The 24,687-nt window shown below is 50.3% G+C and carries 27 protein-coding genes, 1 pseudogene and 1 riboswitch; of the genes and pseudogenes, 7 read left to right on the top strand and 21 right to left on the bottom strand.

Annotated elements, in window-relative coordinates:
* The first annotated feature begins 2 nt into the window (after nucleotides 1-2).
* A complete protein-coding gene (locus tag AC1BI1_RS01680) occupies nucleotides 3-1,265 on the top strand; it encodes a phenylacetate--CoA ligase family protein (RefSeq protein WP_476715534.1) in 1,263 nt (420 codons plus the stop codon).
* A 9-nt stretch (nucleotides 1,266-1,274) separates the two neighbouring features.
* On the opposite strand, the gene AC1BI1_RS01675 is transcribed toward AC1BI1_RS01680, so the two are convergent.
* Nucleotides 1,275-2,309 carry a molybdopterin-binding protein gene (locus tag AC1BI1_RS01675; protein ID WP_476715533.1) on the bottom strand — a complete coding sequence of 345 codons (1,035 nt, stop codon included), beginning with the start codon at nucleotides 2,307-2,309 and terminating at the stop codon, nucleotides 1,275-1,277.
* A gap of 144 nt (nucleotides 2,310-2,453) precedes the next feature.
* On the opposite strand from AC1BI1_RS01675, the gene AC1BI1_RS01670 reads away from it, so the two are divergent.
* The 4 genes from AC1BI1_RS01670 to AC1BI1_RS01655 are packed head-to-tail and all read left to right on the top strand — an operon-like array spanning nucleotide 2,454 to nucleotide 5,462.
* A complete protein-coding gene (locus AC1BI1_RS01670) occupies nucleotides 2,454-2,891 on the top strand; it encodes a Fur family transcriptional regulator (RefSeq protein WP_476715532.1) in 438 nt (145 codons plus the stop codon).
* Nucleotides 2,892-2,893: 2 nt separating this feature from the next.
* Complete coding sequence (locus tag AC1BI1_RS01665; RefSeq protein ID WP_476715531.1) at nucleotides 2,894-3,877, top strand: metal ABC transporter substrate-binding protein; 984 nt, start codon at nucleotides 2,894-2,896, stop codon at nucleotides 3,875-3,877.
* Nucleotides 3,877-4,617, top strand: a complete 741-nt coding sequence (locus AC1BI1_RS01660; RefSeq protein ID WP_476715530.1) for a metal ABC transporter ATP-binding protein — start codon at nucleotides 3,877-3,879, stop codon at nucleotides 4,615-4,617. The genes AC1BI1_RS01665 and AC1BI1_RS01660 overlap by 1 nt, the downstream gene beginning before the upstream one ends.
* A gap of 32 nt (nucleotides 4,618-4,649) precedes the next feature.
* Nucleotides 4,650-5,462, top strand: coding sequence for a metal ABC transporter permease (locus tag AC1BI1_RS01655; protein WP_476715529.1), 813 nt, complete (start codon nucleotides 4,650-4,652; stop codon nucleotides 5,460-5,462).
* On the opposite strand, the gene AC1BI1_RS01650 is transcribed toward AC1BI1_RS01655, so the two are convergent.
* From AC1BI1_RS01650 to AC1BI1_RS01640, 3 genes are read right to left on the bottom strand one after another with little or no spacing between them, the layout of a single operon-like run.
* Nucleotides 5,449-5,640 (bottom strand): ATP-binding protein, encoded by a 192-nt coding sequence (locus AC1BI1_RS01650; RefSeq protein WP_476715528.1) that lies wholly within the window; start codon nucleotides 5,638-5,640, stop codon nucleotides 5,449-5,451. The two genes, AC1BI1_RS01655 and AC1BI1_RS01650, sit on opposite strands and share 14 nt — an antisense overlap.
* A gap of 24 nt (nucleotides 5,641-5,664) precedes the next feature.
* Nucleotides 5,665-5,991: a thioredoxin gene (trxA, locus tag AC1BI1_RS01645; RefSeq protein ID WP_476715527.1), complete on the bottom strand. Its 327-nt coding sequence runs from the start codon at nucleotides 5,989-5,991 to the stop codon at nucleotides 5,665-5,667.
* Nucleotides 5,992-6,010: 19 nt separating this feature from the next.
* Nucleotides 6,011-6,295 (bottom strand): CC/Se motif family (seleno)protein, encoded by a 285-nt coding sequence (locus AC1BI1_RS01640; RefSeq protein WP_476715526.1) that lies wholly within the window; start codon nucleotides 6,293-6,295, stop codon nucleotides 6,011-6,013.
* 165 nt (nucleotides 6,296-6,460) lie between these two features.
* Here AC1BI1_RS01640 and gpr point away from each other — a divergent pair, with 165 nt between their 5' ends.
* Nucleotides 6,461-7,438 carry a GPR endopeptidase gene (gpr, locus tag AC1BI1_RS01635; protein ID WP_476715525.1) on the top strand — a complete coding sequence of 326 codons (978 nt, stop codon included), beginning with the start codon at nucleotides 6,461-6,463 and terminating at the stop codon, nucleotides 7,436-7,438.
* A 59-nt stretch (nucleotides 7,439-7,497) separates the two neighbouring features.
* Here gpr and AC1BI1_RS01630 read toward each other — a convergent pair whose 3' ends face one another.
* The 4 genes from AC1BI1_RS01630 to AC1BI1_RS01615 all read right to left on the bottom strand — a co-directional run bounded on the left by AC1BI1_RS01630 (nucleotide 7,498) and on the right by AC1BI1_RS01615 (nucleotide 10,801).
* A complete protein-coding gene (locus AC1BI1_RS01630) occupies nucleotides 7,498-7,884 on the bottom strand; it encodes a small, acid-soluble spore protein, alpha/beta type (protein ID WP_476715524.1) in 387 nt (128 codons plus the stop codon).
* Nucleotides 7,885-8,030: 146 nt separating this feature from the next.
* A complete protein-coding gene (locus tag AC1BI1_RS01625) occupies nucleotides 8,031-8,426 on the bottom strand; it encodes a hypothetical protein (protein WP_476715523.1) in 396 nt (131 codons plus the stop codon).
* Nucleotides 8,427-8,488: 62 nt separating this feature from the next.
* The gene (recG, locus tag AC1BI1_RS01620; protein ID WP_476715746.1) at nucleotides 8,489-10,564 is read right to left on the bottom strand and encodes an ATP-dependent DNA helicase RecG; all 2,076 of its coding nucleotides are present in this window, start codon (nucleotides 10,562-10,564) and stop codon (nucleotides 8,489-8,491) included.
* 6 nt (nucleotides 10,565-10,570) lie between these two features.
* Nucleotides 10,571-10,801, bottom strand: a complete 231-nt coding sequence (locus tag AC1BI1_RS01615; protein WP_476715522.1) for a DUF1858 domain-containing protein — start codon at nucleotides 10,799-10,801, stop codon at nucleotides 10,571-10,573.
* Between the two features lie 421 nt (nucleotides 10,802-11,222).
* Here AC1BI1_RS01615 and rpmB point away from each other — a divergent pair, with 421 nt between their 5' ends.
* The gene (gene rpmB / locus AC1BI1_RS01610) at nucleotides 11,223-11,411 is read left to right on the top strand and encodes a 50S ribosomal protein L28 (protein WP_476715521.1); all 189 of its coding nucleotides are present in this window, start codon (nucleotides 11,223-11,225) and stop codon (nucleotides 11,409-11,411) included.
* Nucleotides 11,412-11,480: 69 nt separating this feature from the next.
* Here rpmB and ribH read toward each other — a convergent pair whose 3' ends face one another.
* The 13 genes and pseudogenes from ribH to rlmN all read right to left on the bottom strand — a co-directional run.
* A complete protein-coding gene (ribH, locus tag AC1BI1_RS01605) occupies nucleotides 11,481-11,942 on the bottom strand; it encodes a 6,7-dimethyl-8-ribityllumazine synthase (RefSeq protein WP_476715520.1) in 462 nt (153 codons plus the stop codon).
* 150 nt (nucleotides 11,943-12,092) lie between these two features.
* Entirely contained in the window at nucleotides 12,093-13,301 is a 1,209-nt protein-coding gene (locus AC1BI1_RS01600; protein WP_476715519.1) for a bifunctional 3,4-dihydroxy-2-butanone-4-phosphate synthase/GTP cyclohydrolase II, read from the bottom strand.
* 16 nt (nucleotides 13,302-13,317) lie between these two features.
* Nucleotides 13,318-13,965 (bottom strand): riboflavin synthase, encoded by a 648-nt coding sequence (locus AC1BI1_RS01595; RefSeq protein ID WP_476715518.1) that lies wholly within the window; start codon nucleotides 13,963-13,965, stop codon nucleotides 13,318-13,320.
* Between the two features lie 16 nt (nucleotides 13,966-13,981).
* Nucleotides 13,982-15,076, bottom strand: a complete 1,095-nt coding sequence (ribD, locus tag AC1BI1_RS01590; RefSeq protein ID WP_476715517.1) for a bifunctional diaminohydroxyphosphoribosylaminopyrimidine deaminase/5-amino-6-(5-phosphoribosylamino)uracil reductase RibD — start codon at nucleotides 15,074-15,076, stop codon at nucleotides 13,982-13,984.
* An 85-nt stretch (nucleotides 15,077-15,161) separates the two neighbouring features.
* A riboswitch (FMN riboswitch) is annotated at nucleotides 15,162-15,283 on the bottom strand.
* Between the two features lie 322 nt (nucleotides 15,284-15,605).
* Nucleotides 15,606-16,280 (bottom strand): ribulose-phosphate 3-epimerase, encoded by a 675-nt coding sequence (gene rpe, locus AC1BI1_RS01585; protein ID WP_476715516.1) that lies wholly within the window; start codon nucleotides 16,278-16,280, stop codon nucleotides 15,606-15,608.
* Between the two features lie 4 nt (nucleotides 16,281-16,284).
* Complete coding sequence (gene rsgA, locus AC1BI1_RS01580; protein ID WP_476715515.1) at nucleotides 16,285-17,157, bottom strand: ribosome small subunit-dependent GTPase A; 873 nt, start codon at nucleotides 17,155-17,157, stop codon at nucleotides 16,285-16,287.
* Between the two features lie 33 nt (nucleotides 17,158-17,190).
* Nucleotides 17,191-19,065: a Stk1 family PASTA domain-containing Ser/Thr kinase gene (pknB, locus tag AC1BI1_RS01575; RefSeq protein ID WP_476715514.1), complete on the bottom strand. Its 1,875-nt coding sequence runs from the start codon at nucleotides 19,063-19,065 to the stop codon at nucleotides 17,191-17,193.
* Between the two features lie 4 nt (nucleotides 19,066-19,069).
* Entirely contained in the window at nucleotides 19,070-20,461 is a 1,392-nt protein-coding gene (locus tag AC1BI1_RS01570; protein WP_476715513.1) for a peptidoglycan D,D-transpeptidase FtsI family protein, read from the bottom strand.
* 5 nt (nucleotides 20,462-20,466) lie between these two features.
* On the bottom strand, nucleotides 20,467-21,699 hold the full coding sequence (locus AC1BI1_RS01565) for an FtsW/RodA/SpoVE family cell cycle protein (protein ID WP_476715512.1): 1,233 nt from the start codon (nucleotides 21,697-21,699) through the stop codon (nucleotides 20,467-20,469).
* Entirely contained in the window at nucleotides 21,692-22,402 is a 711-nt protein-coding gene (locus AC1BI1_RS01560; RefSeq protein WP_476715511.1) for a Stp1/IreP family PP2C-type Ser/Thr phosphatase, read from the bottom strand. The genes AC1BI1_RS01565 and AC1BI1_RS01560 overlap by 8 nt, the downstream gene beginning before the upstream one ends.
* On the bottom strand, nucleotides 22,356-22,859 hold the full coding sequence (locus AC1BI1_RS01555) for an FHA domain-containing protein (RefSeq protein WP_476715510.1): 504 nt from the start codon (nucleotides 22,857-22,859) through the stop codon (nucleotides 22,356-22,358). Before AC1BI1_RS01555 ends, AC1BI1_RS01560 begins: the two co-directional genes overlap by 47 nt.
* Before the next feature lie 2 nt (nucleotides 22,860-22,861).
* Nucleotides 22,862-23,596 (bottom strand): FhaA domain-containing protein, encoded by a 735-nt coding sequence (locus tag AC1BI1_RS01550; protein ID WP_476715509.1) that lies wholly within the window; start codon nucleotides 23,594-23,596, stop codon nucleotides 22,862-22,864.
* Nucleotides 23,597-23,611: 15 nt separating this feature from the next.
* Nucleotides 23,612-24,601 (bottom strand): annotated as a pseudogene (gene rlmN, locus AC1BI1_RS01545) (dual-specificity RNA methyltransferase RlmN); the annotation flags it as partial.
* Nucleotides 24,602-24,687 lie beyond the last annotated feature (86 nt).

Below are 24,687 nucleotides of genomic sequence, written 5' to 3'. Positions count from 1 at the left end.
CAATGAGCAGGAATTTCGATTATGAAGTTTTATATCAAGAGCAGGAAAAAAAGCTCCCCGCCTTTATCCAGCGCCTGTACCAAAACTCAGCCTTTTATCGTAAAAAATTAGAGGCCGCCGGGATAACTCCGGAAGACATACGCACCATGGCCGACCTGGCTAAGATTCCTTTTACCGACAAACATGAGCTGCGCGAGGGTTACCCCTTAGGCCTGGCAGCTGTGCCGGAAGAAGATATTGTGCGCATCCATTCTTCTTCCGGCACTACAGGCAAACCCATTATCATTCCTTATACGGCAAAAGATGTAACCGTCTGGGCCGAAATGATGGCCCGCTGTCTACAAACGGCGGGAGTTACCCTTCGTGACCGGGTGCAAATTACTCCGGGTTATGGGCTCTGGACGGCCGGCATTGGTTTCCAGGCAGGAGTAGAAAAGCTGGGTGCCATGGCCATACCCACCGGAGCCGGTAATACGGAAAAACAGCTAGAGCTCATGGAGGACTTGCAGACCACGGTGTTGATTGCTACAGCCTCTTACGGGCTGCTGTTGGCGGAAGAAATAGGCCGGCGCAGCTTGAGGCCTAAACTGCACTTGCGCTTAGGTATATTTGGTTCGGAACGCTGGGGCGAAAAAATGCGCCAGCGCATCGAACAAATGTTAGAAATAGAAACCTTTGATATCTACGGGCTTACCGAAATCTACGGTCCCGGTATAGGTATCGATTGCCCGGCCCATGAAGGTATTCATATGTGGACCGATCATCTCTTGCTAGAGATCATCGATCCGGACACCGGAGAACCGCTACCTCCCGGAACAGAAGGCGAACTGGTTATAACTACCCTTACCAAGGAAGGGGCGCCCCTTTTGCGTTATCGCACCCACGATCTTACCAGGCTTAAGCTAGAAGCTTGTTCCTGCGGCTCCCCCTATCCCCTCATCGATAGAATTCTTGCCCGTACGGATGATATGATTAAAGTTAAAGGTGTAAATATTTATCCGGGTCAGATCGATCATGTCTTACACCTTGTTCCCGGTGCCAGCAGCGAATACCAAATTATTCTCCGCCGGAACCAGGGGAAAGATGAGATGGAAATTAAAATTGAATCTGAACCGGGAGCCGATCCTGCTGCCGTAGCCGCCCATTGTCGCCACCATATTAAAAGTAAAATTGGGATAACGGTTCAAGTAACAGTAGTGCCCCAGGGAAGCCTGCCGCGGAGCGAAAAGAAAACCCGGCGTGTTTTTGACTACCGGGACGAATGAGGCCTTCTACTAACTTCCTTTGCCAAAAGGGCAGGCGGGGTAACGGCACTCCGGGCAGCCTAAGCACAGCCCGCCTGCCGCTAGGCCAGCAATATCCTCTCTGGTGGGACGCTCGCCGATCAAAAGCCGGGGTAGCACTAGGTCGAAAATAGTGGCGCGGTAATACATTACACAGCCGGGAAGCCCTACCAGGGGGATATGATGCAGATAAGCCAGCATAAACATGGCGCCCGGCAATACAGGGGCTCCGTATATAACTACTTCCGCCCCGCTCAAGCGTATTCCCGCCGGTGTTACATCATCAGGGTCCACCGACATGCCGCCGGTTAAAATAATTAAATCCAGGTTGCGGCCTACCATCTCTCTTATAGTCTGGCTAATAATAACAGCATCATCGGGAACAATTCTCTCTTCCTGGACTTCCGAACCGTACTGGGCCACTTTAGCCCGCACCACCGGCCCAAAGGCATCTTTTATCCGGCCCTTATACACTTCATTTCCTGTAGTAATCAGCCCTACCCGCATTCGGCGGTAAGGTACTACCTGCAAGATTCCTCCTGCCTCTTTACAAATTTCTTCCACCTCGATTATCACCTTTTTATTAGTTACCAGGGGAATGAGGCGAGTACCGGCCACTACCTGCCCTTCCTGCACAGGATAATTATTATGCAGGGTGGCTAGAATAACCTCTCCCACTTTATTAACCTCCTGCAGGGCAGGAAGATTAACCTTAAAGAGCCCAGTACGGCTGGCCACCAAATTCACTTTTCCTTCGTTAGGTTCGCCCAGCCTTATACCATTGTCACCTTGACCTATAGCAGCCTGAGCCAGCCGCAAAGCAGCTTCATCCTCATGGATCTCCTCGGGTCCCAGTTCCAGAACATAAATATGCTCTTTCCCCATTTGTAGAAGCTCCGGGATATCCTCCGGTTTAATTATATGCCCCTTCTTAAAACGTCGCCCTTTGAATTGGCCCGGGACAATTTTGGTTAAATCATGGGCCAGAACATGACCAATGCTATCTTCCACCCGAAGTTTTTTCATGGACTCTTGCCTCCTTATTTAAATAACGTTCTACACTACTCAATTAACACCTTCTAAATAAAGTAAAATTTTAATGGAAGCCTTGACAGATTACCAAATATGATTAATACTTAATAAGAAAAATCCTAAATAGGAGAATATAATATGACCCTGGTCAATATATTAGAATCAGTGAAAAAGGCCGGCTATAAAATAACCCCGCAACGGAGGGCTATAGTGCAAATTTTGCTGCACGCTGCCAAACCCTTAACCGCTGCTGAAATAAGCCAGCAACTTCAGCCCCTTTTCCCGGATACCAGCCAGGATACTGTTTATCGCAACCTGCGCCTTTTGGCCGCCTTAGGTTTGGTAGCCCAAATACGTTCCAGCACGGCTTATAGCGACTGTTTCGAGCTGCTTAAAGAGCATCACTGTCACCTAGTTTGCCTGAAGTGCGGCACCATAACCTGTTTACCCGGCTGCCCCGTCAATGACTGGCAGCCACCCTCCCATATTCTGGGCGATTTTCTGGTGACAGGCCATTCCTTTGAACTCCACGGTTATTGCGGACGCTGCCGGGGGCACACGAAGGAGGCAGGATAAGGTTGCGGAAGTATGGTTGGAGCAAGCGGGCCTGGCTTTTAATTTTTTTCCTCCTTATCCCAGTATTCTTAAATGGCTGTAACAAGGGAGCACCCTCTGGTGTCAAGGCCCCTTTGAAGGTAGCCGCTACTATCATGCCTCTGGCCGATATAGCCCGCCAGATTGGCGGAGAAAAGGTCCAAGTAGTTACCATTCTACCACCAGGAGCCAGTCCCCATACTTACGAACCGACTCCGGCCCAGGTAAAAGCCCTTGCTGGCACCAGCCTCATCTTGAAAATCGGTGCGGGCCTGGATGATTGGGTCGGTAAGGTAGCCACTTCCACCGCCCCGGAAGCTAAAATCTTAACCTTGAGCCAGGGCCTGGAGCTTATACCGGAAAAACATGAACACCGTAAAGACGCACATGAGGGGGAAAACGGCTCGCACGAAGGCCAAAACTCGGGCCACATGTCCTCAGAGGACAGCGCCTTCAATCCTCACATCTGGCTGGACCCCGTTCTAATGCGAGATCATCTGGGGCCGGCCGTGGCCCAAGCTTTAGCCGAGCTGGTACCGCCAGAAAAAGATTACTTTATGAACAACCTCAAACTTTGGCAAGAAAAGCTTACCAGGCTTGATGCCGATATTCGTTCAGCACTAAAGGGAGTACCCCAGCGATACTTTATTAGCTTCCATCCGGCCTGGTCCTACTTTGCCCGCCGTTATGATCTTATAGAACTAGAAGTGGTAGAAGAAAAACCCGGACAAGAGCCTACAGCCAGCCACCTGGCTAATTTGGTTGAGAAGGCGCGAGTGCAAGGCAAACCGCCAATACTTATCGAACCCCAGTTTAATCCTCAGGCAGCTCAAGTGGTAGCCCAAGAATATGGGGGCCGCCTTTATACCGTAGATCCGGTGGGTGCCAACTTAAGTAGTTATCTTGATTTAATGTATTACAACTTGCGGATATTTAAGGAAGCCTTGAGCGGAGGGGGCACCAATTAGTGAAGCCTCTGGAAATAGTAGAAGTATCCTATTCTTACGGTCCGCGCAACGTTCTTCACGGAGTAACTTTCGCCCTGAAAGAGGGAGAATTGGTAGGCCTTATCGGGCCCAATGGTGCGGGTAAAACTACTTTACTCCGGCTAATTCTAGGGCTAGCCCAGCCCTACAGCGGTGAGATTTACCTGTGGGGCCGTAACCCTTACAAAGACCCGGTTGTACGCCAAAGGATAGGATACCTACCGCAGCGCGCTGTTTACAATACTCATTTTCCCCTGACCGCGGGTGAAGCCGTATTTTTGACCTTACCCCGTCGCCCCTTTGCCCTGGGCCCTAATTCCGCCGAAAGGGCTAAAATAAGGGAGGCTCTGGCTTTAGTAGGAATGGAAAAATATTTGGATACACCCCTACGGTCCCTCTCGGGCGGCCAACAGCAGCTCGTTTTTCTGGCTCGCTGCCTAGTTCATAAACCCAGTTTGCTGCTCCTGGACGAGCCTACTAACGCCCTGGATCTAGCCGCTCAACACCGCTTTTATAATTTATTGGCTGAATTACGCCAGAGGATAAATTTAACTATTTTAGCAGTTTCCCACGATATCTTGGCCCTGGCGCAGGTAGCCGATCGTTTTTTGCTCCTGGATAAAAAAATTATCGCTTCCGGTCCTCCTTCTAAAATTCTTTATCAATTTTTTAATAACCCCCTCGCCGGGGCCCATCTTATCCCGGCTCAGGGGGTCGGCTAGGCAAAACTGGCGATACACCAGAGGTGAGCCCCATGGAAATGTTAGGCTATACCTTCATCCAGCGCGCTCTTATAGCTGGTATACTTGTAGCCCTGTTGTCGGCAGTGGTTTCTTTTTTCGTCGTATTAAAACGCCTCGCCTTTATCGGCAACGGTATTGCTCATGCAGCCTTTGGTGGTATTGCCGTGGGTTTGGTCACGGGCATAAATCCTCTTTTTACCGCCGGCGTGCTGGCTACCAGCAGCGCCTGGGTAATAGGATGGCTAAGCCGGAAGGGGCATCTACCTGAAGACACGGCCATTGGTATCGCCTTTTCCGCTGCCATGGCCCTCGGGTTAATTGTTTTAAACTTTTATAAGGGATATGTGGACATTTTCAGCTACCTCTTTGGCAATATTCTAACCGTCTCTCTACCCGAACTTCGGCTTTTGGGTGGAATAACTATGGTGGTCATCTTGTTTCTTACTTTTTATTTTCATGATCTTTTAGCCCTAACCTTTGATGAGGAAACAGCGGAAGCCACCGGAATCCCGGTGGCTCCCCTCTATTTCGCACTCTTAACGCTCCTGGCGTTAACTGTTATTGTAGCCGTAAAAGTAGTGGGGATTCTTTTAACTTCCGCCCTTATAGTACTCCCTGCAGCTACCGGATATCAACTGGCCCCGGACTACCGACTGATGCTTGTCTATTCTCTAACAGCCAGTCTACTGGCAGTTTTATCGGGGATTCTCGTATCTTATTATTTGGATTTACCTTCCGGCGCCACTATAGTCTTAATTGCCAGCTTTGTTTTCTTGTTAGCCTTTCTTTATGGACAGTATGTCCGGCGTATCAGAGAAGACTGATAGCCTTCAGCGGACAATGAGAAATACAGCGACCACAGCCCAGGCACTCGGGACCAACAAAATAAGGTCCTTCTTTCCCTTCCCGGAAAATAGCACGCGCTGGACAATTAGCTAGCGGAGGACAATCTGCACTCCCATCGCAACGAGAAGGATCGATATAAGCTTGTCGCCGCTGCATTGTTTCTTGCCCCTTGTTTAGGATTTAAAGGAGAGCTTCCAGATTATCTTTTAATTTATCTTTGGGCATATAACCGACCAAACGCCCTACTTCCTGGCCCTCTTTAAAAATAATCAGGGTAGGGATGCTCATGATGCCATAACTGGCCGCAATTTCCTGGTTTTCATCAACATTGATCTTTACGAATTTAATCTGGCCGTTATATTCTGCAGCCAACTGCTCCAGCACCGGAGCCATCATACGGCAGGGCCCACACCAGGCAGCCCAAAAATCTACCACTACCGGCTGTGGTGCAGTTAGCACCTCGGCTTCAAATTCGTTTTGATCTATATTAATAACCTGCCCAGCCATTAATGTAATTCCCCCTTTTTTAGTGAAGTAATACTCCATCCACCACCAGCTGCTTAAAAGGCCCAAAACCTACCAGATCAATATCGATGCCTTCAGAGCTAGCTTTAATACCTTTTTGGATATATACTTGCAAGCCATCAATTTGCTTTACCTGGTAACTGCTGACATCATGAGGAGCCCCTGCATGCACGGCAGGGCGAAGGGTCAGGCCAGCTCAACCTCCACACCATTCCATCTTAATGGTAACGGCCTTGGTTTTTCCTTTTATAAACTCCTCTGCTTTCGGTGAAATACGTATTTCCATTTCTCCTTCCCTCCTTTGTTTAGGATTATACTATAGTTGTATTTCGCCGTCAATATAAGTTGCCATAAAACATTAATTCAACATTTCTACAGGATTTCCCTGCTTATGTATATTTTTTTTAAATCTGGATACCCTATGAGAGGAGTTTCAAGGAGGAGAACACCCTTGGACCGTTATCAATTTTATCGATCATGTGGGGTAGTGTTAGATCTCGCGCTGGAAGCCCATGCTCTCCTGCGCGGTGCTACCAAACAGGAAGTTCCGGGAGTCAAAGAAGAAAAAGAAACTCATCCCCATGCTAGTGTTAGTACCATAACAATTTTAAATGCTGTAGGAGAACAGGCGCTGGGTAAACCGCAGGGTACATACATTACCATCGAAGCACCTGTCTTGCTTACAGCTGATCCTCCAGCTCATGAAGCCATTGCCAGTTTAGTAGCCCAAAAAATTACCTTTTTGTTAAACAAACTTCAGGTCAAAGCAACCGAACCTGTTTTAGTAGTGGGCTTAGGAAACTGGCAAGCTACTCCCGACTCCTTAGGTCCTAGGGTAGTTGGCGACTTTACCGTAACGCGACACCTCTTTAAATATGCGCCTCAAGCCTTACCACCAGGCAGCAGGCCTGTTAGCGCTCTAGCTCCGGGAGTTCTTGGGACTACAGGTATTGAAACAGCAGAAATAATTCGGGGTGTTATAGACAGAACACAACCCCGGGCCCTAATAGCCATTGATGCTCTGGCCGCTGGCGACCTTCATCGCATCGGTACTAGCATTCAAATAACAGATACAGGGATCAGCCCCGGCTCAGGCGTGGGTAAACAGCGCTTGGCTATAAATAAAGAAAATATGGGAATCCCGGTTATAGCCATCGGCATACCGACGGTGGTACATGCTGCGGTAATCATTTATGAAACCCTGGCCCAAATGAGCCAGGTCTTTCCGGGGCTCAATTGGCAACTAAATCAGGACCCAGTACCAAAATTAACGCAAAAAATCCTGGAGCCTTTTGGTGGTAACCTTACAGTAACTCCTAAAGAAATTGATGATCTTGTACGTAATCTGGCCTGGGTTATAGGAGCAGCCTTGAACCAAAGTCTCCATACCACTCTGTTACAAACAAAAGCTGCTATACCCCTTCATTAAACCCGATAAAGAAGAGCGGGCTTTTAAGCCCGCTCTGGCAAGCAGGGAAAAAGTTGGCCTTAGCTTACTATACCGCCGGTTCCACCGACTAAACCGGTAGACTGGGCGTTATACTGCTGAGCGTTGATATTCAGCTTCTGGCCGCCGGTAGTAAAAGCAGGGTTGGGCCCGCTAATACGGCCAGTAACTTGCTCGGCAGCACCTAGTTCTACATCGCCACCAAGGCCACCGCCAGCGGCAGTCCCGGCCAGCGTCTGTTCGTAGGCGGCGATCATCTTCTTAACCATCAGCCCTCCAACTGAACCGTTAACTTTGGAAGGCAGATCGCCGAGGTAACCGTCGTAATTGGAGATCCCCAGCTCGCTGGCTACTTCCTGTTTAAATCTCTCCATCTGAGCCCGAGCTTGGGGGATCAACAGACGGTTAGTCCTACCTCCTCGCGGCATTTACTTCACCTCCTTCTGCCTTAAGTCTAGTTCTAGTATGTGTCCTTAAAAATCTTTTATGCTAGATAGCGGCTAACATTATTTGGTCAGCGAAATTCTTACTTTCATACTAAAAAAAAGAAAAACGGCTTTTATCTTTAATTTGGTTAAACTTGTCCACCATGTTGTTTTATAATTCTCCTGGCCTCAGCGATCCTGTCTTTAGAGGTTACTACCACCAGTAAGAATCCTTCATTACCTGCGACCCCATAGTTATTTAGCCCCACACCGCTAACGGAGGGATCTGCCCCTAAAAGGGCCCTGGTATCCGTCTTGACCAGAGGGTTAATGTCAGCGCTATAAAGGGTTAAACCGGTAATGGTATTGGCCTGGTTAGCTAAAGGATTATTATAGCGGTCGTTAAAGCGAACGCCAAACCGGCCTACCCGATCCAGTTGCACCTCCCTGAAGCCAGCTTCTTTTAAAGCTACTAAACATTCCTGAGCTCGAGTGCTACTGGGAAAAGATGCCAATAAAGATTGTTCTCCTTCCTTAAGCTGCATATAAAAAAGCCCCCTTATTTTTTTCGGCTGCCTCTAGTTTGCCTTAAAAATAAAGGGGGCATTCATAATTGCAGCTGCATAAGCTTGGCTTCAGCCAATCTCCTCAGTTCAGCATACTCCGGCTGACTAAGCTGTCCGGAAAGGGTTAAAAAGTGGGCATCCTTACGGGCTTGCTCCAAAACTGCTAGATCCCGGGGAAATTCGGCTAAACGGAATTCCGGCCAGCCGTGCTGCCGCGTGCCGAAAAACTCCCCCGGGCCTCGTAGGCGCAGATCTGCTTCAGCAATAGCAAATCCATCGCTATTATGTACCAACACCTTTAAGCGCTGGTTGACGGTACTACTGCTGTTAGCGCTTATGAGAAAGCAATAAGCCTGATGCTGACTGCGGGCCACCCTCCCCCGCAGCTGGTGCAGCTGAGCTAGTCCATAACGTTCCGCACCTTCAATTATTATGACCGTGGCATTGGGTACATCGACTCCTACTTCTATCACTGTAGTACCTACCAATATTTGGATTACACCTTGACGAAATTGTTCCATAACTTCTTCCTTTTCCGCCGGCCGCAGGCGACCGTGAATCAAACCTACTTTAAAGGCCGGAAATACCTTTTCCTGCAATTCTTTAGCTTGGGCCGTAGCTGCAGCAGCCTCCAGGGCTTCGCTTTCTTCGATAAGGGGGCAAATAATATAGGCCTGCCGGCCAGCCTGAACCTCCTTGGCAACGACGCGATAGGCTTGGTGGCGCTGGCTTTGGTTTAAAATATAAGTTAAAACCGGCCTTCTACCCGGGGGCAATTCATCAATTAAAGAAACATCCAGATCTCCATAGGCGACCAGGGCTAAAGTCCGGGGAATGGGAGTGGCGGTCATAACCAGGAGATCAGGCAGCTTGCCTTTAGCTGACAGCTCGGCCCGCTGGCGCACACCAAAACGATGCTGCTCGTCGATGACCACTAAACCCAAGTCTTTAAATTCCACTCCTTCTTGAATAAGGGCATGAGTCCCTATAACCAGGGGGATTTCTCCCTCTTTTAGTCCCTCTAAAATATGCTCTTTTTCCTTGCGCGAGGTGCTGCCTGTGAGCAAGGCCAGGGGCAAGCCTAAGGGCTTTAATAACCGTTTAAAGGTCAAAAAATGCTGTTCCGCCAAAACTTCGGTGGGGGCCATCAGGGCTCCCTGCCAGCCGCCAGACACTGCTTTAACGAGGGCAGCGGCCGCTACAATTGTTTTACCCGACCCCACGTCCCCTTGGAGCAACCGGGTCATGGGGTGAGGAGCCTCCATATCCGCAAAAATTTCTTGCAAAACCCTGTGTTGGGCTTTAGTCAAGGAAAAGGGCAAAGCCTTTAAAAATTTCTCTACCAGGGTGTTATCCCGGATATGGGAAATCCCTGCTCTGGCCAGCTTCCTCCTCTGGTTATGCCAAGACAGAGCTAGTTCCCAAACCAAAAGTTCTTCATAAACCAGTCTTCTCCTGGCCTGGCGTAAAGCCTTTTCATCGGAAGGAAAATGGATATCCTTTAAAGCAGTAGCCAGGGTTACCAGACGGTATTTCTGCCTTAGTTCCAGAGGTATTGTCTCCTTGATCCGCGGCAGACATTCTGCCAAAGCCTGGTATACAACTTGCCGGAACCAGCGCTGGGTTAATCCGGCAGTGGAAGGATAAAAGGGTACCAGATATCCGGTATTTAAGCCTGTATTATCTCCCTCCAAAAGCTCATATTCCTCCACCTGGATTTCCGGAAAAATAGAACGGCGGCTTACTCTACCTGTAAGGATAACTTGACTTCCGGGCAGCAGCCGCCATTTAATATAAGGTTGATTATACCAGACTGCGTATCCCTGTCCCCTGCCGTCCTCCACTTGAGCCCTTACTATCGTCAAGCGAGGCCGTACATTCTTTTCTTCCCAGCTTCCGATAGTAACCTTAACTGTAGCCCTGCTTCCCGGAACCAACCGGTCCAGGGACTGTAGCTGACGCCGGTCTTCGTAGCGCCGGGGGAAGTGGTAAATAAGCTCGCCTACGGTAGTAATGCCCAGTCGCTCCAGCTGTTTTTTACGCTGAGGACCTACGTATTTTAAGCTGGCTATCGGCCTTTCCATGCTCTTATCTCTATCTTCCTCCCAATTTACTATTTTTTACTATTTTTTAATTGCACTATTTAGATCCGCCAACAATTCCTCCAGTTTAATGCCATGCATCCGGGCACCGGTTTCGATGGTCTCGGCCATAGCTCCCATACATTCCAGGCAACCCATGCCGTGACGGGCAAAAATGGGTCGCACCTCAGGATAGGCCCGTAAGACTTCCAGGATGGAAAGATCTTTGGTTATCTTGAGGGGGATGACTTCTGCTTTTTTGCCCTCGGCCATAGTGTTCACTCCTTGAAATTTTTTAGTAGTTCTATTTTCGACATGTGACCACAATATCCCTGCTAATACTGGCGAATCCCCACTCTGGCTGGGGAGGCCTGCTTAGGCTTCAAGCGAGCGAACAAGCCTTCGCGGCAGCCAAACTCAAGCTTGGCGAAAGGCTTAAGAAAGGCCCGAGGCCATGAGAAGCCTGCGGCCGGCAACTGAGACAGGAAGTCGAATTTGCCGGGAAGCCTGCCTTAAGCCTTTAAGCCAAGCGCTAGTTTGGCCCGCGAGGGTTTCTGGAGCGAGCTGAAGCCAAGCAGGCCTGGAATCAAAACTGGGAATAACTCAGCTACTAATATCCTTGCTTCTCCTTGCGTCCGGCGGGGAACTCTGGTAAAATAAGCGAGTGGTAGTCTAAAGCGAGGTGAAAATTAGCATGGCCGTTTGCAGCATCTGTGGGAAAAAGGCCGCTGTAGGTCACCAAATCAGCCACTCCAATATTAAGACCAAAAGGAAGTGGTTCCCCAACCTTCAACGGGTAAAGGCTATTATTAATGGTTCGCGTAAGCGAATTTATGTATGTACTCGTTGTCTGCGCTCCGGTAAAGTTCAGCGCGCTGTTTAAATCGGTGGTTTGAGGGCCCGGGCAAAGGTGGAAGTGCCCGGGCTCTCCATTTAGTCAGGCCACTATCCCCTAGCTCAACTCTTTAAATAGGTTAGCCATTTCAATAGCTGCTACGGCCGCTTCAAAGCCTTTATTCCCGGCTTTGGTGCCTGCCCGTTCGATGGCTTGCTCCAAATTATCGGCTGTAATTACTCCATAAATGATGGGCAAGCCGCTGGCCAGAGCTACCTGGGCGATGCCTTTGGTTACCTCGGCGGCCACATATTCAAAGTGAGGTGTGGCCCCGCGAATAACAGCGCCCAGGCATATGATGGCGTCATAACCCCGCCCGGCCATCTTCTGAGCGGTGAGCGGTATCTCAAAAGCTCCCGGCACCCAGACCACTTCCACTGCTTCGGGATCGGCCCCGTGACGCTGTAAAGCATCCAGAGCGCCTGAGAGTAAACGACTGGTAATGAATTCGTTGAAGCGGCTAACCACGATACCGAATTTTAGACCTTCAGCAGTTAATTTCCCTTCTAAGATACGCATGTTTTTCCCTCCACCTGAACTCGCCCATTAACCCCTCTGCAGTCCGGCGTATCTCCAGTTTGGCTTCCGGGCCTGCCAGGCTTCCACCCGTTTCGTCTGGTCGCCGGCTCTCCGACCAGAGCAGGCCTCTATCGCCCGAGAGGTGATACGTTAGATCTGCAGTAGATGGCCGAGCTTATCTTTTTTGGTTCGCAGATAGCGTTGATTAACGCCGTTAGGCTTTATTTCCAGAGGCACTCTCTCGACCACTCTAAGCCCATACCCTTCCAAACCTGCAATCTTGCGCGGGTTGTTGGTTAAAAGTCTCAATTCCCTGATCCCCAGGTCTACCAAAATCTGAGCCCCTATACCGTAATCGCGGAGATCGGCGGGAAAGCCTAAGGCCTCGTTGGCCTCTACAGTATCTTTGCCTTCCTCTTGCAGTTTATAAGCCTTGATTTTATTTAAAAGACCAATGCCCCTGCCTTCCTGGCGCATATAAAGCAAAACCCCTCGTCCTTCGGCTTCAATCATAGCCAGGGCCCGCTCCAGTTGTTCCCCACAATCACAACGGTAAGACCCAAAAACATCGCCTGTTAGACATTCCGAGTGAACTCTAACTAAGACCGGCTGACCATCGTCCACCGTGCCCTTGACCAAAGCCAGGTGGCCCTGTTTTTCCAATATATCTTCGTAGGCAATGGCCCGGAAATGGCCGTAACGAGTAGGCAGGTTGGTTTCGGCTACCCGACGGATCAGTTTCTCGGTGCGCCTCCGGTATTTAATTAAGTCGGCAATGGTAATTATCTTTAATCCGTGACGGCGGCAAAACTCCATCAACTGTGGGACGCGAGCCATGGTCCCATCATCGTTCATGATCTCGCAAATGACTCCTGCCGGATAAAGACCGGCCAGGCGGGCCAGATCCACCGCAGCTTCGGTGTGGCCGGCCCGTTTTAATACCCCACCTTCCCGGGCTCGCAGAGGGAAAATATGCCCGGGTCGCCGCAGGTCTTGGGGCCTGGTACGGGGATCAATGATCTTTTTTATAGTTAGGGCCCGCTCATAAGCAGAAATGCCGGTAGTTACCTCAGCGGCATCCACGGATACAGTAAAAGCCGTGCCCTGGGCTTCTGTATTTTCGCTTACCATCAGCCCTAGGTCCAGCTCGTCCAAGCGCTGCCCGTGAATAGGCATGCATATCAGGCCGCGGGCATATGTGGCCATAAAATTAATTATTTCGGGAGTCACCTTTTCCGCCGCCGCTACCACATCCCCTTCATTTTCCCGGTCTTCATCATCGACTACTACAACCATTTTTCCAGCTCTAATATCTTCGATAGCTTCTTCAATAGTGTTGAATTTAAATTCTTCTACCAAGCTTGCTCCCTCCTTTCTAAATGAAACCGTGGCTAGCCAAGAATTCCCAACTTAAACCTTCCCGTTGGCCGGTTTCTCTAGAATATAAAAGCCTTTCCAGGTACCGGGCCAGCAAATCCACCTCAATATTGACTTCGGCCCCCTCCCTCTTAAACCCCAGGACCGTTTCTTGCAAAGTATGGGGGATAAGGCCTACCCTGAATCTATCGCCGCCACTTTCGATCACCGTAAGGCTAGTTCCGTCCAGGGCGACCGAACCCTTGGGTACCACATAACGGCTTAAGCTTTCCGGCAAACTCAGGGTGATCTCCTCCGCTATGCCTACCTTACGTCGCTCTAAAATCCGGACCACTCCGTCCACGTGCCCGCTGACCAGGTGCCCTCCCAGGCGATCTCCCAGACGTAGCGCGCGCTCCAGGTTGACACCTTCTCCCGGCAACAACCGTCCCAGATTGGTAACCCGCAAGGTTTCAGCCATCACCTCTACGGTGAAACCCTCCGGCAGAAGTTCCACTACCGTCAGACATACCCCGTTCACCGCAATACTATCGCCAATTTTAGTTCCTTCCAGAACCTTTCTAGCTCCCAGGGTTAACCGGGCGCCCTGTCCTCCAATTTCCAGATTACGTACTCTACCTATTTCTTCAATAATCCCCGTAAACATAAGCCGCTGTTCTCCTTCAGTTTTTATCGGGTGTTCGATCTTTTTTAATAAGCCCGGTGAGCATTACATCCTCACCCAAACGTTCTACTTCCACCTTTTCCAGCCTCCAGGCTTCATCGGGATGGGCAACCCCTAAGCCGGCCACTGGACTGGGAGCTTCCTTTCCCCCAAAAATCTTGGGGGCTATAAAAGCCACTACCCTGTCCACCACCCCACATGCGAGGGCTGAAGCATTAACTTCAGCTCCGCCCTCCACTAAAATACTTGTTATTTGACGTTTAGCCAGGGTTGTTAGTAGCGCCGGCCAGGAAACCTTCCCCTCTACTGCGGGCAAAACTACTACTTCCACTCCGGCCCTGGCCAGCTCTTCCTGCCTCTCTTTAGGCGCCTGCTCCGTAGTAGCCACCAGGGTAGGAGCGGAGGAAGTAAGATTAACCACCCTAGCCTTTAAGGGCAAGCGCAAGCGGCTGTCCAGGATTATCCGTACTGCATCCCGGCCGCCCGGTATCCGGGTAGTTAACTCTGGATCGTCGGCCAGTACTGTACCGATGCCCACTAAAACAGCATCATGGGTATTGCGCAATTCATGGGCTTTAAGACGCGAAGCTTCACTGCTTATCCAGCGGGAAGCACCGGTACGGGTGGCTATTTTGCCGTCCAGGGTTAAAGCCATCTTTAGAGTTACCCACGGTACACCTGTAGTAATGTACTTGCAAAAGGCCTCGTTCAGCCGCCGAGCCTCTGCCTCCAAAAGTCCTACCTTCACCTCAACGCCCGCTTCCCGCAGGCGCCTGATACCGCCCCCGGCCACCTTGGGGTTAGGGTCCAACATGGCGGCCACTACTCTCCGGATGCCCGCTGCAATAATGGCCTCGGTACAGGGAGGCGTCTTACCATAGTGACAGCAAGGTTCCAGGGTAACATAAAGGGTAGCGCCCCGAGCCCTCTCACCCGCTTGCCTCAGAGCGTGAACTTCGGCATGGGGTGTCCCGGCTTTTTCATGGTAGCCTTCTCCTACAATCTCCTGATCCTTGACAATAACTGCTCCTACAGCAGGATTAGGGCTGGTGCGGCCTAACCCCCGGCGGGCTAATTCTAGAGCTCGCCGCATAAAAAGTTCTTCCATAATTCTTCAAACCTCACAAAAAGAAAAAGCCCCAAACGAACATCGGGGCCGGCAAATAACAAACTTTATCAGACGCCTTCTCCCTTCCAGACTTTCACTGTCGGCTCCGGAATTCCACCGGATCAACTGCCATTTAGCAGCTCGCGGGCTTTCACCGCCGGTAAGGAATTTCACCTAACCCCGAAGACGTCAGATTGATTATAGCACCGGTTCCGGTAAAACGTCAAGGTTGGTAAAACCTGAGTTATCCCCAGTTTTTACAGGGTAGGCCTGCTTAGGCTTGGAAGCGAGCGACTAAACCTGAGCGGTAGCCAAACTTAAGATTGGCGAAAGGCGGAGGCAGGCCCGAGGCCATGGATGGCCGAGGCCGGCAACTGAGGCAGGACGCCGAATTTGCCGGGAAGCCTGCCGGAGCCTTGAGCCAAGCGCTAGTTTGGCCCGCGAAGGTTTCCAGAGCGAGCGCAAGCCAAGCAGGCCCAGCCTCAAAACTAGGGATACGCCAGTGGTAAAAACTTCAGGAACGTTCCTTCTCTCCCTGCTCCGCTGCCTGTTGTAGCGCGCGAATAGCGGCTTTCCGGTCAGGGGCACCAAAAACGGCCGAACCGGCCACCAGCACGTGCGCGCCGGCCCGGCAAACAGCCGCCGCATTATCAGGAGTAATTCCGCCATCCACTTCAATTAGCACTTCTCTACCCAAAGAGTGCAAAGCCCCGGCCAATTCCTTTATTTTAGCCAGCATGGAAGAAATAAAGGTCTGGCCCCCAAAACCCGGATTTACTGTCATAAGTAAAACCATATCCACATCTTCCAAGATGTGGTCTAAAACCCTCAGGCTGGTGGCCGGGTTTAAAGCTACTGCTGGCCGGCAGCCCGCTTCCCGGATCTGATGGATAACTCTGTGGAGGTGCGGGCAAGCTTCAGCGTGAACTGAGATCCAGTCAGCACCAGCTTGCGCAAAAGAAACGATGTATTCCTCCGGCCGGGCTAACATGAGGTGGACGTCAAAGGCCAATTTACTATAAGGCCTTAAAGCAGCCACCACCGCCGGGCCTACAGTTATATTAGGCACAAAATGTCCATCCATAATGTCTAGATGCAGCCAGTCAGCTCCCGCTGCCTCTATATTAGCTACTTCCTCCCTCAACCTTCCAAAATCAGCCGCCAACAAAGAAGGAGCGATGATGGCCAACTCTTTAGTAACTCCTTTCGGCTTCTATAACTTCAGCCAAGAACTTAAGATAATGCTCGTACCGGTGCCGCGGGATCCTGCCTTCCTCCACTGCCCTGCGCACGGCACATCCCGGCTCGGCGCGGTGTAAACAAGAATGAAAACGGCATTGGTTCTCATGTGGAGCCATCTCGAGGAAGTAGGTGGCCAGCTCTTCCCGCTTAATCTCCGTCAAATAAAGCCGGCTAAAACCAGGGGTATCGGCTACCATGCCGCCTTCTTTTAAGCGCAGCAGTTCCACCTGGCGCGTGGTATGACGTCCTCGCCCTTTTTTGCGGCTCACTTCACCTGTCCTTAAGTTTAGGCCAGGTTCGATAGCATTGAGCAAGGAAGACTTTCCTACCCCTGAAGGCCCCGCAAAGGTGCTGATATGGTCCTTTAATATCTCTCGCAACAGATCAACGCCTTGACCGGTTCGCGCGCTGGTGATCAGCACGCGATAGCCCAGCCCCTCATATAAGCCGGGTAAATACAAAAATTCTTTGCGGGCTATATCTGCTTTATTCCAGCAGATAACAGGTTCTGTGCCACTGGCTAAACTTAACACTAGGAGTCTATCTAGGAGTTCCAGATCAGGAGGAGGCTCGCTCAATGCAAATACTATGATAACCTGATCTATGTTAGCCACTGCGGGCCTTTCCAACTTAGTTTTCCGGGGCAAAATACCCCCAATTACGCCCTGGCCTGGCGCTATTTCTTGAAACTGAACCCTGTCTCCGGGTAAAATCTCTTCTTCTTGCAGCCGTAAACGCCCCCGCAGGCGGCATTCATAGATTTTCCCTTCATACTCTACAAAGTAAAAACCGCCAACACTCTTTACTAATATCCCTTCCAGCACAACTTTCCTCCTATGGCACCTGCCTTTCAGAAATTACCTGTTTTTCCTTTGCACTGTTATATTCTTCGTAGGCACCTGTCCCTCAAAAATCATCTGCCCATCTCGAAAGACCTGTAACTTGCCTTTGCCATAATAAGGTACCACGGCAACCAGCTTCTCCCCCGGCTTTTGTACACCGTTATATTCTTCATGAGGTCCCTTAGCATCGATAACTACAATGCGTATGTTATGCTCTTTATCATCGTTGAGGGGCTCAATGGTTACCACCGCGTCCTGGCGAGATGGGCCCGGGCCCTGGCTGATGGTAAGGTTGACAGCGCTCCCCTGCAAAACCCGGGTATCCGGCGGAGGATCCTGCCCGATTATTATCCCGGCAAATTGTTCTTCGCTCCGCTGGTAAGTTATTACTCCCTGCTGCAGGCCTTTATCTTTTAGCTTCTGTTGGGCCTCTATGAGGGTAGACCCTATCAAATTAGGGGCATTGATCCACTGGGGCTCCGGACCTTTGCTTAAAGTGATTCGCACGTCACTGCCCTCCGGCCGGGAGGCCCCTGCTGGCGGGTCCTGCCTGACTACCGAATCTGCAGCAATGGTGGGATGGTAAACCTCATTGGGGTCTATGATTACGTTGAATTTCTCATTTTGCAGCTTCATCCTGGCTATGCGTTCGGGATCGCCAACTACATTGGGCACCTGGCGTAACCGGGGCCCCAGACTAATAACCAACAAGACCGGCCGCGAACGTTTTACCCTCTCTCCTGGTCCCGGGTCCTGGGAAATAACGTATCCCTGAGGTACTTCGGCATCATTTTTACGCCCGGTGATCTGCCCTTTAAGACCAGCAGCCGCCAGTCTGTTCAAAGCTTCTCCTTCCGGCAGCCCCTGTACCGCAGGCACCACTGTTTCCCCCACTACTAAGTAATAGCGAAACCCTGCCCACAAACCCCCGGCCGCCAGGGCTAAAAAAAGCAGGATCAACAGCGCCCAAGCCCATACCCGCGGGCGGCGGTTGGTCTTTTTCTCTCGGGGCGGGTCAGCCGCCAAAGCCATTACCGGAGGCAATTCCTGGGTAGCAAAATTATCCTCTTCCAGAACATTGCGCAAAGCTCGCAGATCAGCCCTTAAAGAAGCCACGTTGGGATACCGGCGAGCGGGATCTTTGGCTAAAGCTCGCAAGATTATCCGCTCCAAAGCTGGGGGGACTTGGGGGTTCAGTTCCCGCGGGGCCCGGGGGTCCTCCTGCAGGTGCTTTAACGCTACAGCCAGCGGTGTTTCTCCATTGAAGGGAAGCTGGCCGGTAACCATTTCATACAGCACTACTCCTAAGGAATAAATATCGGCCGTAATTCCCGTCGGTTCCCCCCGGGCCTGTTCCGGCGCCAGGTAATGTACTGACCCAATCAAGGTCCCGCCATAAGTCATAGTAGATTCATTTACCGCCTGGGCAATGCCAAAGTCGGTAACCTTTACCCGCCCGTGTTTAGTGATAAGAATATTGTGAGGCTTGATATCGCGGTGAATGACGCCATTTTCATGGGCATGCTCCAAAGCATCACAAATCTGCAAGGCTATATCAATAGCCTCTAGGATCGGCAAGGGGGCCCTCTGGGCAATAATGTCTTTGAGGGAATGGCCCTCCACATACTCCATAATAAGGTAGTGCAATCCCTCTTCTTGCCCTACGTCATAGATGCTGACTACATTGGGGTGCGAGAGGCGGGCTACTGCCCGAGCTTCTTGTTGAAAACGAGCTACAAAATCTTTATCGCTGGCAAACTGCTCCCGCAAAATTTTAATAGTCACGCTCCGGTGAAGCAGCCGGTCATAACCGCGATATACCAGGGCCATACCGCCGCCTCCCAGGGCTTCCTTAATCTCGTAACGGCCATCCAGTATCTTGCCGATCATATCTTCACCGTCCTAAGACTTTCGCCATAATTTTGCCTGCTATGGGTGCTGCCACTGCCCCGCCGGCTCCTGCATTTTCGACCACTACCGCCACTGCGATCTGCGGGTTATCCGCCGGGGCAAAACCGACAAACCACGAATGGGCTCTGCCCTGCGGATTTTGGGCAGAGCCTGTTTTACCACCTACTTTTATGCCGGGTATAGCTGCGCTCTGTCCCGTTCCTGCCTTGACCGTGTCTACCATGGCACCTTTAAGTACTTGCGCCACAACAGGGCTAATAGCCACCTTCAGTAACCGCGGCCGAGTTACCTTGATTATCGATCCTTTTTCGTCTTCCACCCTGGCCACCATATAAGGCCGCATTAGCCAACCATTGTTAGCAATGGCCGCTGCCACCAGGGCCATCTGGAAAGGTGTGACCAGTATTTCTCCTTGACCAATGGCCGCTTCGGCCAGAGCGTTAAGGTTAAGTTTTTCTGCCGCCGGAACCCGCGATATAGCCAAATCCAAATCAAAATCAAGCTTCTGGTTAAAGCCAAAATTAGCTGCTACCCGTACAAACTCCTCCGCCCCTATTTCCAAAGCCAGTTGAGCGAAGGTAACATTACAGGAGTACATTAACGCCTCGTTAAAATTTATATTACCATGAACCTGAGGACAAGTCAGCTTCCTACCTTCAATTTCTATATAGCCTGGGCAGTAAAATCGGCGTTCCTGGATGTCAGGGTTTTTGCCTAAAGCTGCTGCCGCGGTCACCAGCTTCATGGTGGATCCCGGCGGATAGAGCCCCTGCAGCGCCCGGTTAAGCAGAGGACTACCCTGGAGGGGATCATTGAGATAATCCCATTCTTTTTCTACAGAATGGGGATCAAACGACGGGCTACTAGCTAAGGCCAGCACCTCACCTGTTTGAGGGTTTAAGGCTATCACTGCTCCCCGATATCCCGCCAGGAGACGAAAAGCCAACTGCTGTAAGGAAGCGTCCAAGGTCAATACCAAGCTATTCCCTCGCCTGGGCACACCTTTTAGTCCCCGTGCTTTATTGATAAAACCCTGCCAACCTACCAGACCTAATAATTCACCGTCATAGGTGGCTTCCAGGCCGCTCAGTCCCAGGCGTGAACTAACGTAGCCAATCACATGGGCTCCAGCCGGTCCTAAAGGGTACTCCCTACGAAAGTAGCCCTGAAAAGGATAGGAGCGTGCCAATACTTCTCCTTGCCGGTCAACAATCTGGCCCCTCCAGGTTTTTTCTTCCAACAGCCGCAGGCGCGGGTTCAGGGGGTTCAAATATAATTCCTCCCCCTTTAGCACCTGGATATAAGTCAGGTGTAGGATAAGAATTACAAAAAAAGTAGCCAACAATAAGGCTAAATGTCGTACAGATTTTAGCAAAGAAATCACACCTGCCGCCTCATAGCGCTTACATTAAGGAGTAGACCCAAAATTACATAACTTATCACCAGGGAGCTTCCTCCATAACTTACAAAAGGTAAAGTAACTCCTGTTAAGGGTAAAAGTTTGCTTACCCCTGCCATAATAATAAAGGCCTGAAAGGTAATTAGAACTGTCAAGCCTGCTGCCAGCATGGTACCCTGGCTTTCGGTGGCCAATAAGGCTGCCCGAAAACCGCGATAGCAAAGTAAAAGATAAAGTAGGGCTATCCCCACACTCCCTAAGAATCCCATTTCTTCAGCCATGGTAGCAAAAATAAAATCAGTGGCCACCGCCGGAATAATCTGGGAATAACCCGAGCCCATTCCTGTTCCAGTAAGGCCTCCGCTCCCCAGGGCAATAAGCGCCTGTATTACCTGATACCCGGCTCCCTGGGGATCAGCCCAGGGATTAAACCAGACGGCTACTCTCACCCTCAGGTGGGGAAAAAGGGTATATGCTGCTGCCGCTCCCAATGAAAACAAGATTCCTCCCCAGATTATGTAACGCTTACGTCCTGTAGCCAAGTAAATCATAGCCAGAAAAACTACCAGCAAAATTAACGCTGAACCCAGATCGCGCTGTAAGACCAAAAGCAGCACAGACAAGGTAACGGCCGTAATTAAGGGAGCCCAAGTAGAGCGCCACCTTGAATGTTCTACCATAAGTTCGCGCTTTTCCTCCAAAAATCCTGTCAAAAAGAGCACTACCAGAACTTTAACCGCTTCCACCGGTTGCAGGCTAAAAGATCCTAATGTTAACCAACTTTTAGCCCCACCTATGCGGGTCCCGGCAATTACAGTCAAAAACAGAAAAAAGAGCCCCAGGACTAAATAGAGATAAGGGTACTGGGTGAGCCGCTCGTAATCGCGACCTCCAAAAACTGTGGCCACCAGTACCAGTAAGCCTATTACGCTCCAGGCCACCTGTCTCCTGGCCAGAACCGGGTCCAGCCGAAAAAGAAAAACTAGCCCTAAAGCAGTCAACATAGCTGCCAGCGGTAGCAAATACTCATCACCTTGGTGACCGCTAGCTTTTAAAATTAAATGCGCACCGAAAAAGGCCGCTATTAAAAGAGTTACTTCATAACTGCCCAAGTAGGCAAATTGTTCCCTGGTAAGGAAACCATATGCATGAACTATTAAAAGGATAAGCGAAGGCCAGAAAAGCAGGACAAACTCCCGCCGCCTTTTACTCATAGGCTGCTAGCACCACCGTAATATTATCTGGTCCTCCACGGTCTAAAGCTAGCCTCAGTAGATTTTGCAGGATTTCTTTCAGGCTTTTCCCTAGGTGCAAGGCAGAAGCAATTTCTTCATCCCTTACAACTTCTAACAAGCCGTCCGTACATAAGAGCAATAGGTCGCCCTCCTGCAAGGAAATAATCCTACTATCTACCATTACTTCCGCGCCTATACCCAAGGCCCGGGTTAAAATATTACGGTGAGGATGCATCCTGGCTTCTTCGTTAGTTAAATCGCCGCTGCGAACCAACTCTCCTACATAAGAATGATCGTGAGTTAAAACTTGTAATTGGCCGTCCCGGAAAAGATAAGCGCGGCTATCGCCTACGTGGGCCAGAAAAGCCTGGGAGTTAATTACCCAAGCGACTGTTAAAGTAGTACCCATACCGCGGTATTCCGGCGTTGTACAAGCCGATCTGTAAACAACTTCATTAGCAAAATATACAGCTGCTACGAGATGGGCCAGAGGATCCTGGCCATAGTCTTCCTTTAGCTTTTCGGCCAAGGCCTCCAAGGCCAAGAAACTCGCTACTTCCCCCGCCTGGTGGCCACCCATACCATCGGCCACTGCTAGAAGGCCCATATCCAGGTTTATTAAGTAAGCATCTTCATTATCGGGACGGATCAGTCCGGTATGAGTAAGCGCCTCGGCCCGCATTCTCCCACCTCACTTCAAAAATAACGCCTCCAATGCGCACTTCATCTCCTGGTGACAAATCTACGGGTCCGCAAATACGTATACCATTGACAAAGGTACCATTAGTGCTCCCTAAATCGCGAATTTGCCACTTCTGTCCCTGGCGGGTAATAGCGGCGTGGCGCGCGGATACATGGGTTTCCTTTAGCACAATATCATTTAGCTCATCTCGACCGATTATGATACTTTCGCCAAGGGGGTAAACATCTCCTTTTTTTACATTGCTATTTTTTGCTTCCCGTACTTGTAAAACCAAAGGACCGGCAACAAGGGGCTTGCTTTTGAATCCCCTAGGTTGTTGAACTTTGCGGGCATCCTGATGCAAATCCCGGTACATTAAGCGCAATATATGAAATAAAAATAAATAAAGCAGGAGCACCACACCAAACCGTAGAATGATTATTACTACGGTAAACACCTTTAGACCACCCGCACTTCCAATACCGTCCGCCCCACCTTTATATGATCGCCCGGCGCTAGCAATGCCCTTTTAACCAATTGCTCGTTGACTAAAGTACCATTCCGGCTGCCTAAATCCGTCACTATACTTTTATCCGCTTCAACTTCAATCTGACAATGCTGGCGAGAAACCTGTTCATCGGTAAGGAAAATCTCACAAGTAGGATTACGGCCTAATACTTGCCTTCCTGGGTGAAGGACAAAGCTGCGACCCAGGTCTGGTCCTTCTATTACCACCAGTCTCATCTCAGGCCCCTGCTTTTCCTCCGGGTTTCCATTCTTTATAGCTGGGTAAATTAAAGTATCTTCCTGCGATTCCATTGGCCAGTCTTCCTCCATCCGGGCATGAATACGCAGCTCACCCGGCGCCAACTCTTCGTCTATTTCCCAATCTACCCGTACCTCTCCCACTAACGTATAATTTCTAGCAGCCACCCGTTCGCGCAAATACCCCGCCAGTTCTTCTGCCAAGGCTTTTTTATACATGGATAATTTCTCATAGTCCCGGGGATTTAAATGAACCAGGTAGATATTGGGGACATACACCCTGTTTACGCTTACTGAACGATTAGCCCGCATGACCTGAACCAGCTTTTTAGCAATTTCTACAGGTTGAAGCTGATTTTCTTTTCCCCGCTGGAAAAGACCCTCGAAAAGGCGGCGCCAAAAATTTTCCATGGTTTCCATCCATCCCATTTCCAGTTATACCTCCTACACTTCCTGGCCGCGTAGTTGCCCACAGGCAGCAGCAATACGGCAGCCCCGGCTTTCCCTGATACCCACCTCTAAGCCCTGCTCTTGTAAACGATGGACAAAGGCCTGTACACTTTCCGGTTCAGGGGCTTTAAAGCCCACGCCTGGAACCGGGTTAAAAAGCAATATATTTATATAAGCTAGAATACCCTTCACCAGCCTGGCCAGGCGTTTCGCATCCTCCAGAGTATCGTTTACTCCTTTTATTAAAACATATTCCAAGGTAATCCGGCGGCCCGTAACTTCAGTATAATGGCGACAGGCCGCCAGTAGTTCGCGTAAAGGATAACGCCGATTAAGGGGTACTAGTTTATTGCGTATTTCATCGGTCGTAGCATGAAGGGAAATAGCCAGCTCGACAGGGGGCTCTTCCAGGGCTAAACGCTTGATTCGGGGAACCACGCCACAGGTAGAAATAGTAATGCGCCGATGGCTTATGCCCCACCCTTCAGGATGCATTAAAATGCGGCGAGCCTTCAGGACAGCATCATAATTGAAAAGCGGCTCCCCCATCCCCATGAAAACAATGTTACTAATCCGTTCCCCCTTTTCCCGCGGACCCAGATGGCGCTGCAAAGCCAAAACTTGAAGGATAATTTCCCCGGCCGTGAGATTTCGGCGGAAACCGGATAAACCAGTAGCGCAAAAACTGCACCTTACCGGGCAGCCCACCTGGCTGGAAAGGCAAGCAGTATACCTCCTGCCCTCACCTTGTCTCTCATAAGTCATTAAAACGCATTCTACCTTTTCCCCATCAGGCAGTTCCAGCAGGAGCTTAACAGTTCCATCCTCGTTATCTTTGAGGGTGCGGATTATTCGAACTTTGGGTATAAAGGAAATTTCTGCCAATTTCTGTCGCAAATTTCGAGGAAGGTTAGTCATGGCTTCCCAGTCGGTAACCTGGTGGGCATGCACCCAGTGGAATAATTGGACAGCCCTGTAGTCAGCCTCCCCTAACTTCTATGACCCCACACTTCCCTTTCCCTGGCAAGAAGTACTGAGTGTCACCATATGTAAATTTTGTTCCTCCACCC

This window comes from Thermanaeromonas sp. DSM 22490 (assembly GCF_056378755.1).
Note: the sequence above shows the minus strand (reverse complement) of the source record. Positions and strands in the feature narration are given on the sequence as shown.

What these genes read in the sequence shown, in the direction of transcription:
- AC1BI1_RS01550 (WP_476715509.1), bottom strand. Translation starts at nt 23,596, where the DNA reads ATGGGATGGATGGAAACCATGGAAAATTTTTGGCGCCGCCTTTTCGAG.
- trxA (WP_476715527.1), bottom strand. Translation starts at nt 5,991, where the DNA reads ATGGCTGGGCAGGTTATTAATATAGATCAAAACGAATTTGAAGCCGAG.
- AC1BI1_RS01650 (WP_476715528.1), bottom strand. Translation starts at nt 5,640, where the DNA reads ATGCAGCGGCGACAAGCTTATATCGATCCTTCTCGTTGCGATGGGAGT.
- AC1BI1_RS01595 (WP_476715518.1), bottom strand. Translation starts at nt 13,965, where the DNA reads ATGTTTACGGGGATTATTGAAGAAATAGGTAGAGTACGTAATCTGGAA.
- AC1BI1_RS01560 (WP_476715511.1), bottom strand. Translation starts at nt 22,402, where the DNA reads ATGCGGGCCGAGGCGCTTACTCATACCGGACTGATCCGTCCCGATAAT.
- AC1BI1_RS01675 (WP_476715533.1), bottom strand. Translation starts at nt 2,309, where the DNA reads ATGAAAAAACTTCGGGTGGAAGATAGCATTGGTCATGTTCTGGCCCAT.
- AC1BI1_RS01630 (WP_476715524.1), bottom strand. Translation starts at nt 7,884, where the DNA reads ATGCCGCGAGGAGGTAGGACTAACCGTCTGTTGATCCCCCAAGCTCGG.
- pknB (WP_476715514.1), bottom strand. Translation starts at nt 19,065, where the DNA reads ATGATCGGCAAGATACTGGATGGCCGTTACGAGATTAAGGAAGCCCTG.
- AC1BI1_RS01625 (WP_476715523.1), bottom strand. Translation starts at nt 8,426, where the DNA reads ATGCAGCTTAAGGAAGGAGAACAATCTTTATTGGCATCTTTTCCCAGT.
- AC1BI1_RS01565 (WP_476715512.1), bottom strand. Translation starts at nt 21,699, where the DNA reads ATGAGTAAAAGGCGGCGGGAGTTTGTCCTGCTTTTCTGGCCTTCGCTT.
- AC1BI1_RS01670 (WP_476715532.1), top strand. Translation starts at nt 2,454, where the DNA reads ATGACCCTGGTCAATATATTAGAATCAGTGAAAAAGGCCGGCTATAAA.
- ribH (WP_476715520.1), bottom strand. Translation starts at nt 11,942, where the DNA reads ATGCGTATCTTAGAAGGGAAATTAACTGCTGAAGGTCTAAAATTCGGT.
- AC1BI1_RS01680 (WP_476715534.1), top strand. Translation starts at nt 3, where the DNA reads ATGAGCAGGAATTTCGATTATGAAGTTTTATATCAAGAGCAGGAAAAA.
- ribD (WP_476715517.1), bottom strand. Translation starts at nt 15,076, where the DNA reads ATGCGGCGAGCTCTAGAATTAGCCCGCCGGGGGTTAGGCCGCACCAGC.
- rpmB (WP_476715521.1), top strand. Translation starts at nt 11,223, where the DNA reads ATGGCCGTTTGCAGCATCTGTGGGAAAAAGGCCGCTGTAGGTCACCAA.
- AC1BI1_RS01615 (WP_476715522.1), bottom strand. Translation starts at nt 10,801, where the DNA reads ATGGCCGAGGGCAAAAAAGCAGAAGTCATCCCCCTCAAGATAACCAAA.
- AC1BI1_RS01655 (WP_476715529.1), top strand. Translation starts at nt 4,650, where the DNA reads ATGGAAATGTTAGGCTATACCTTCATCCAGCGCGCTCTTATAGCTGGT.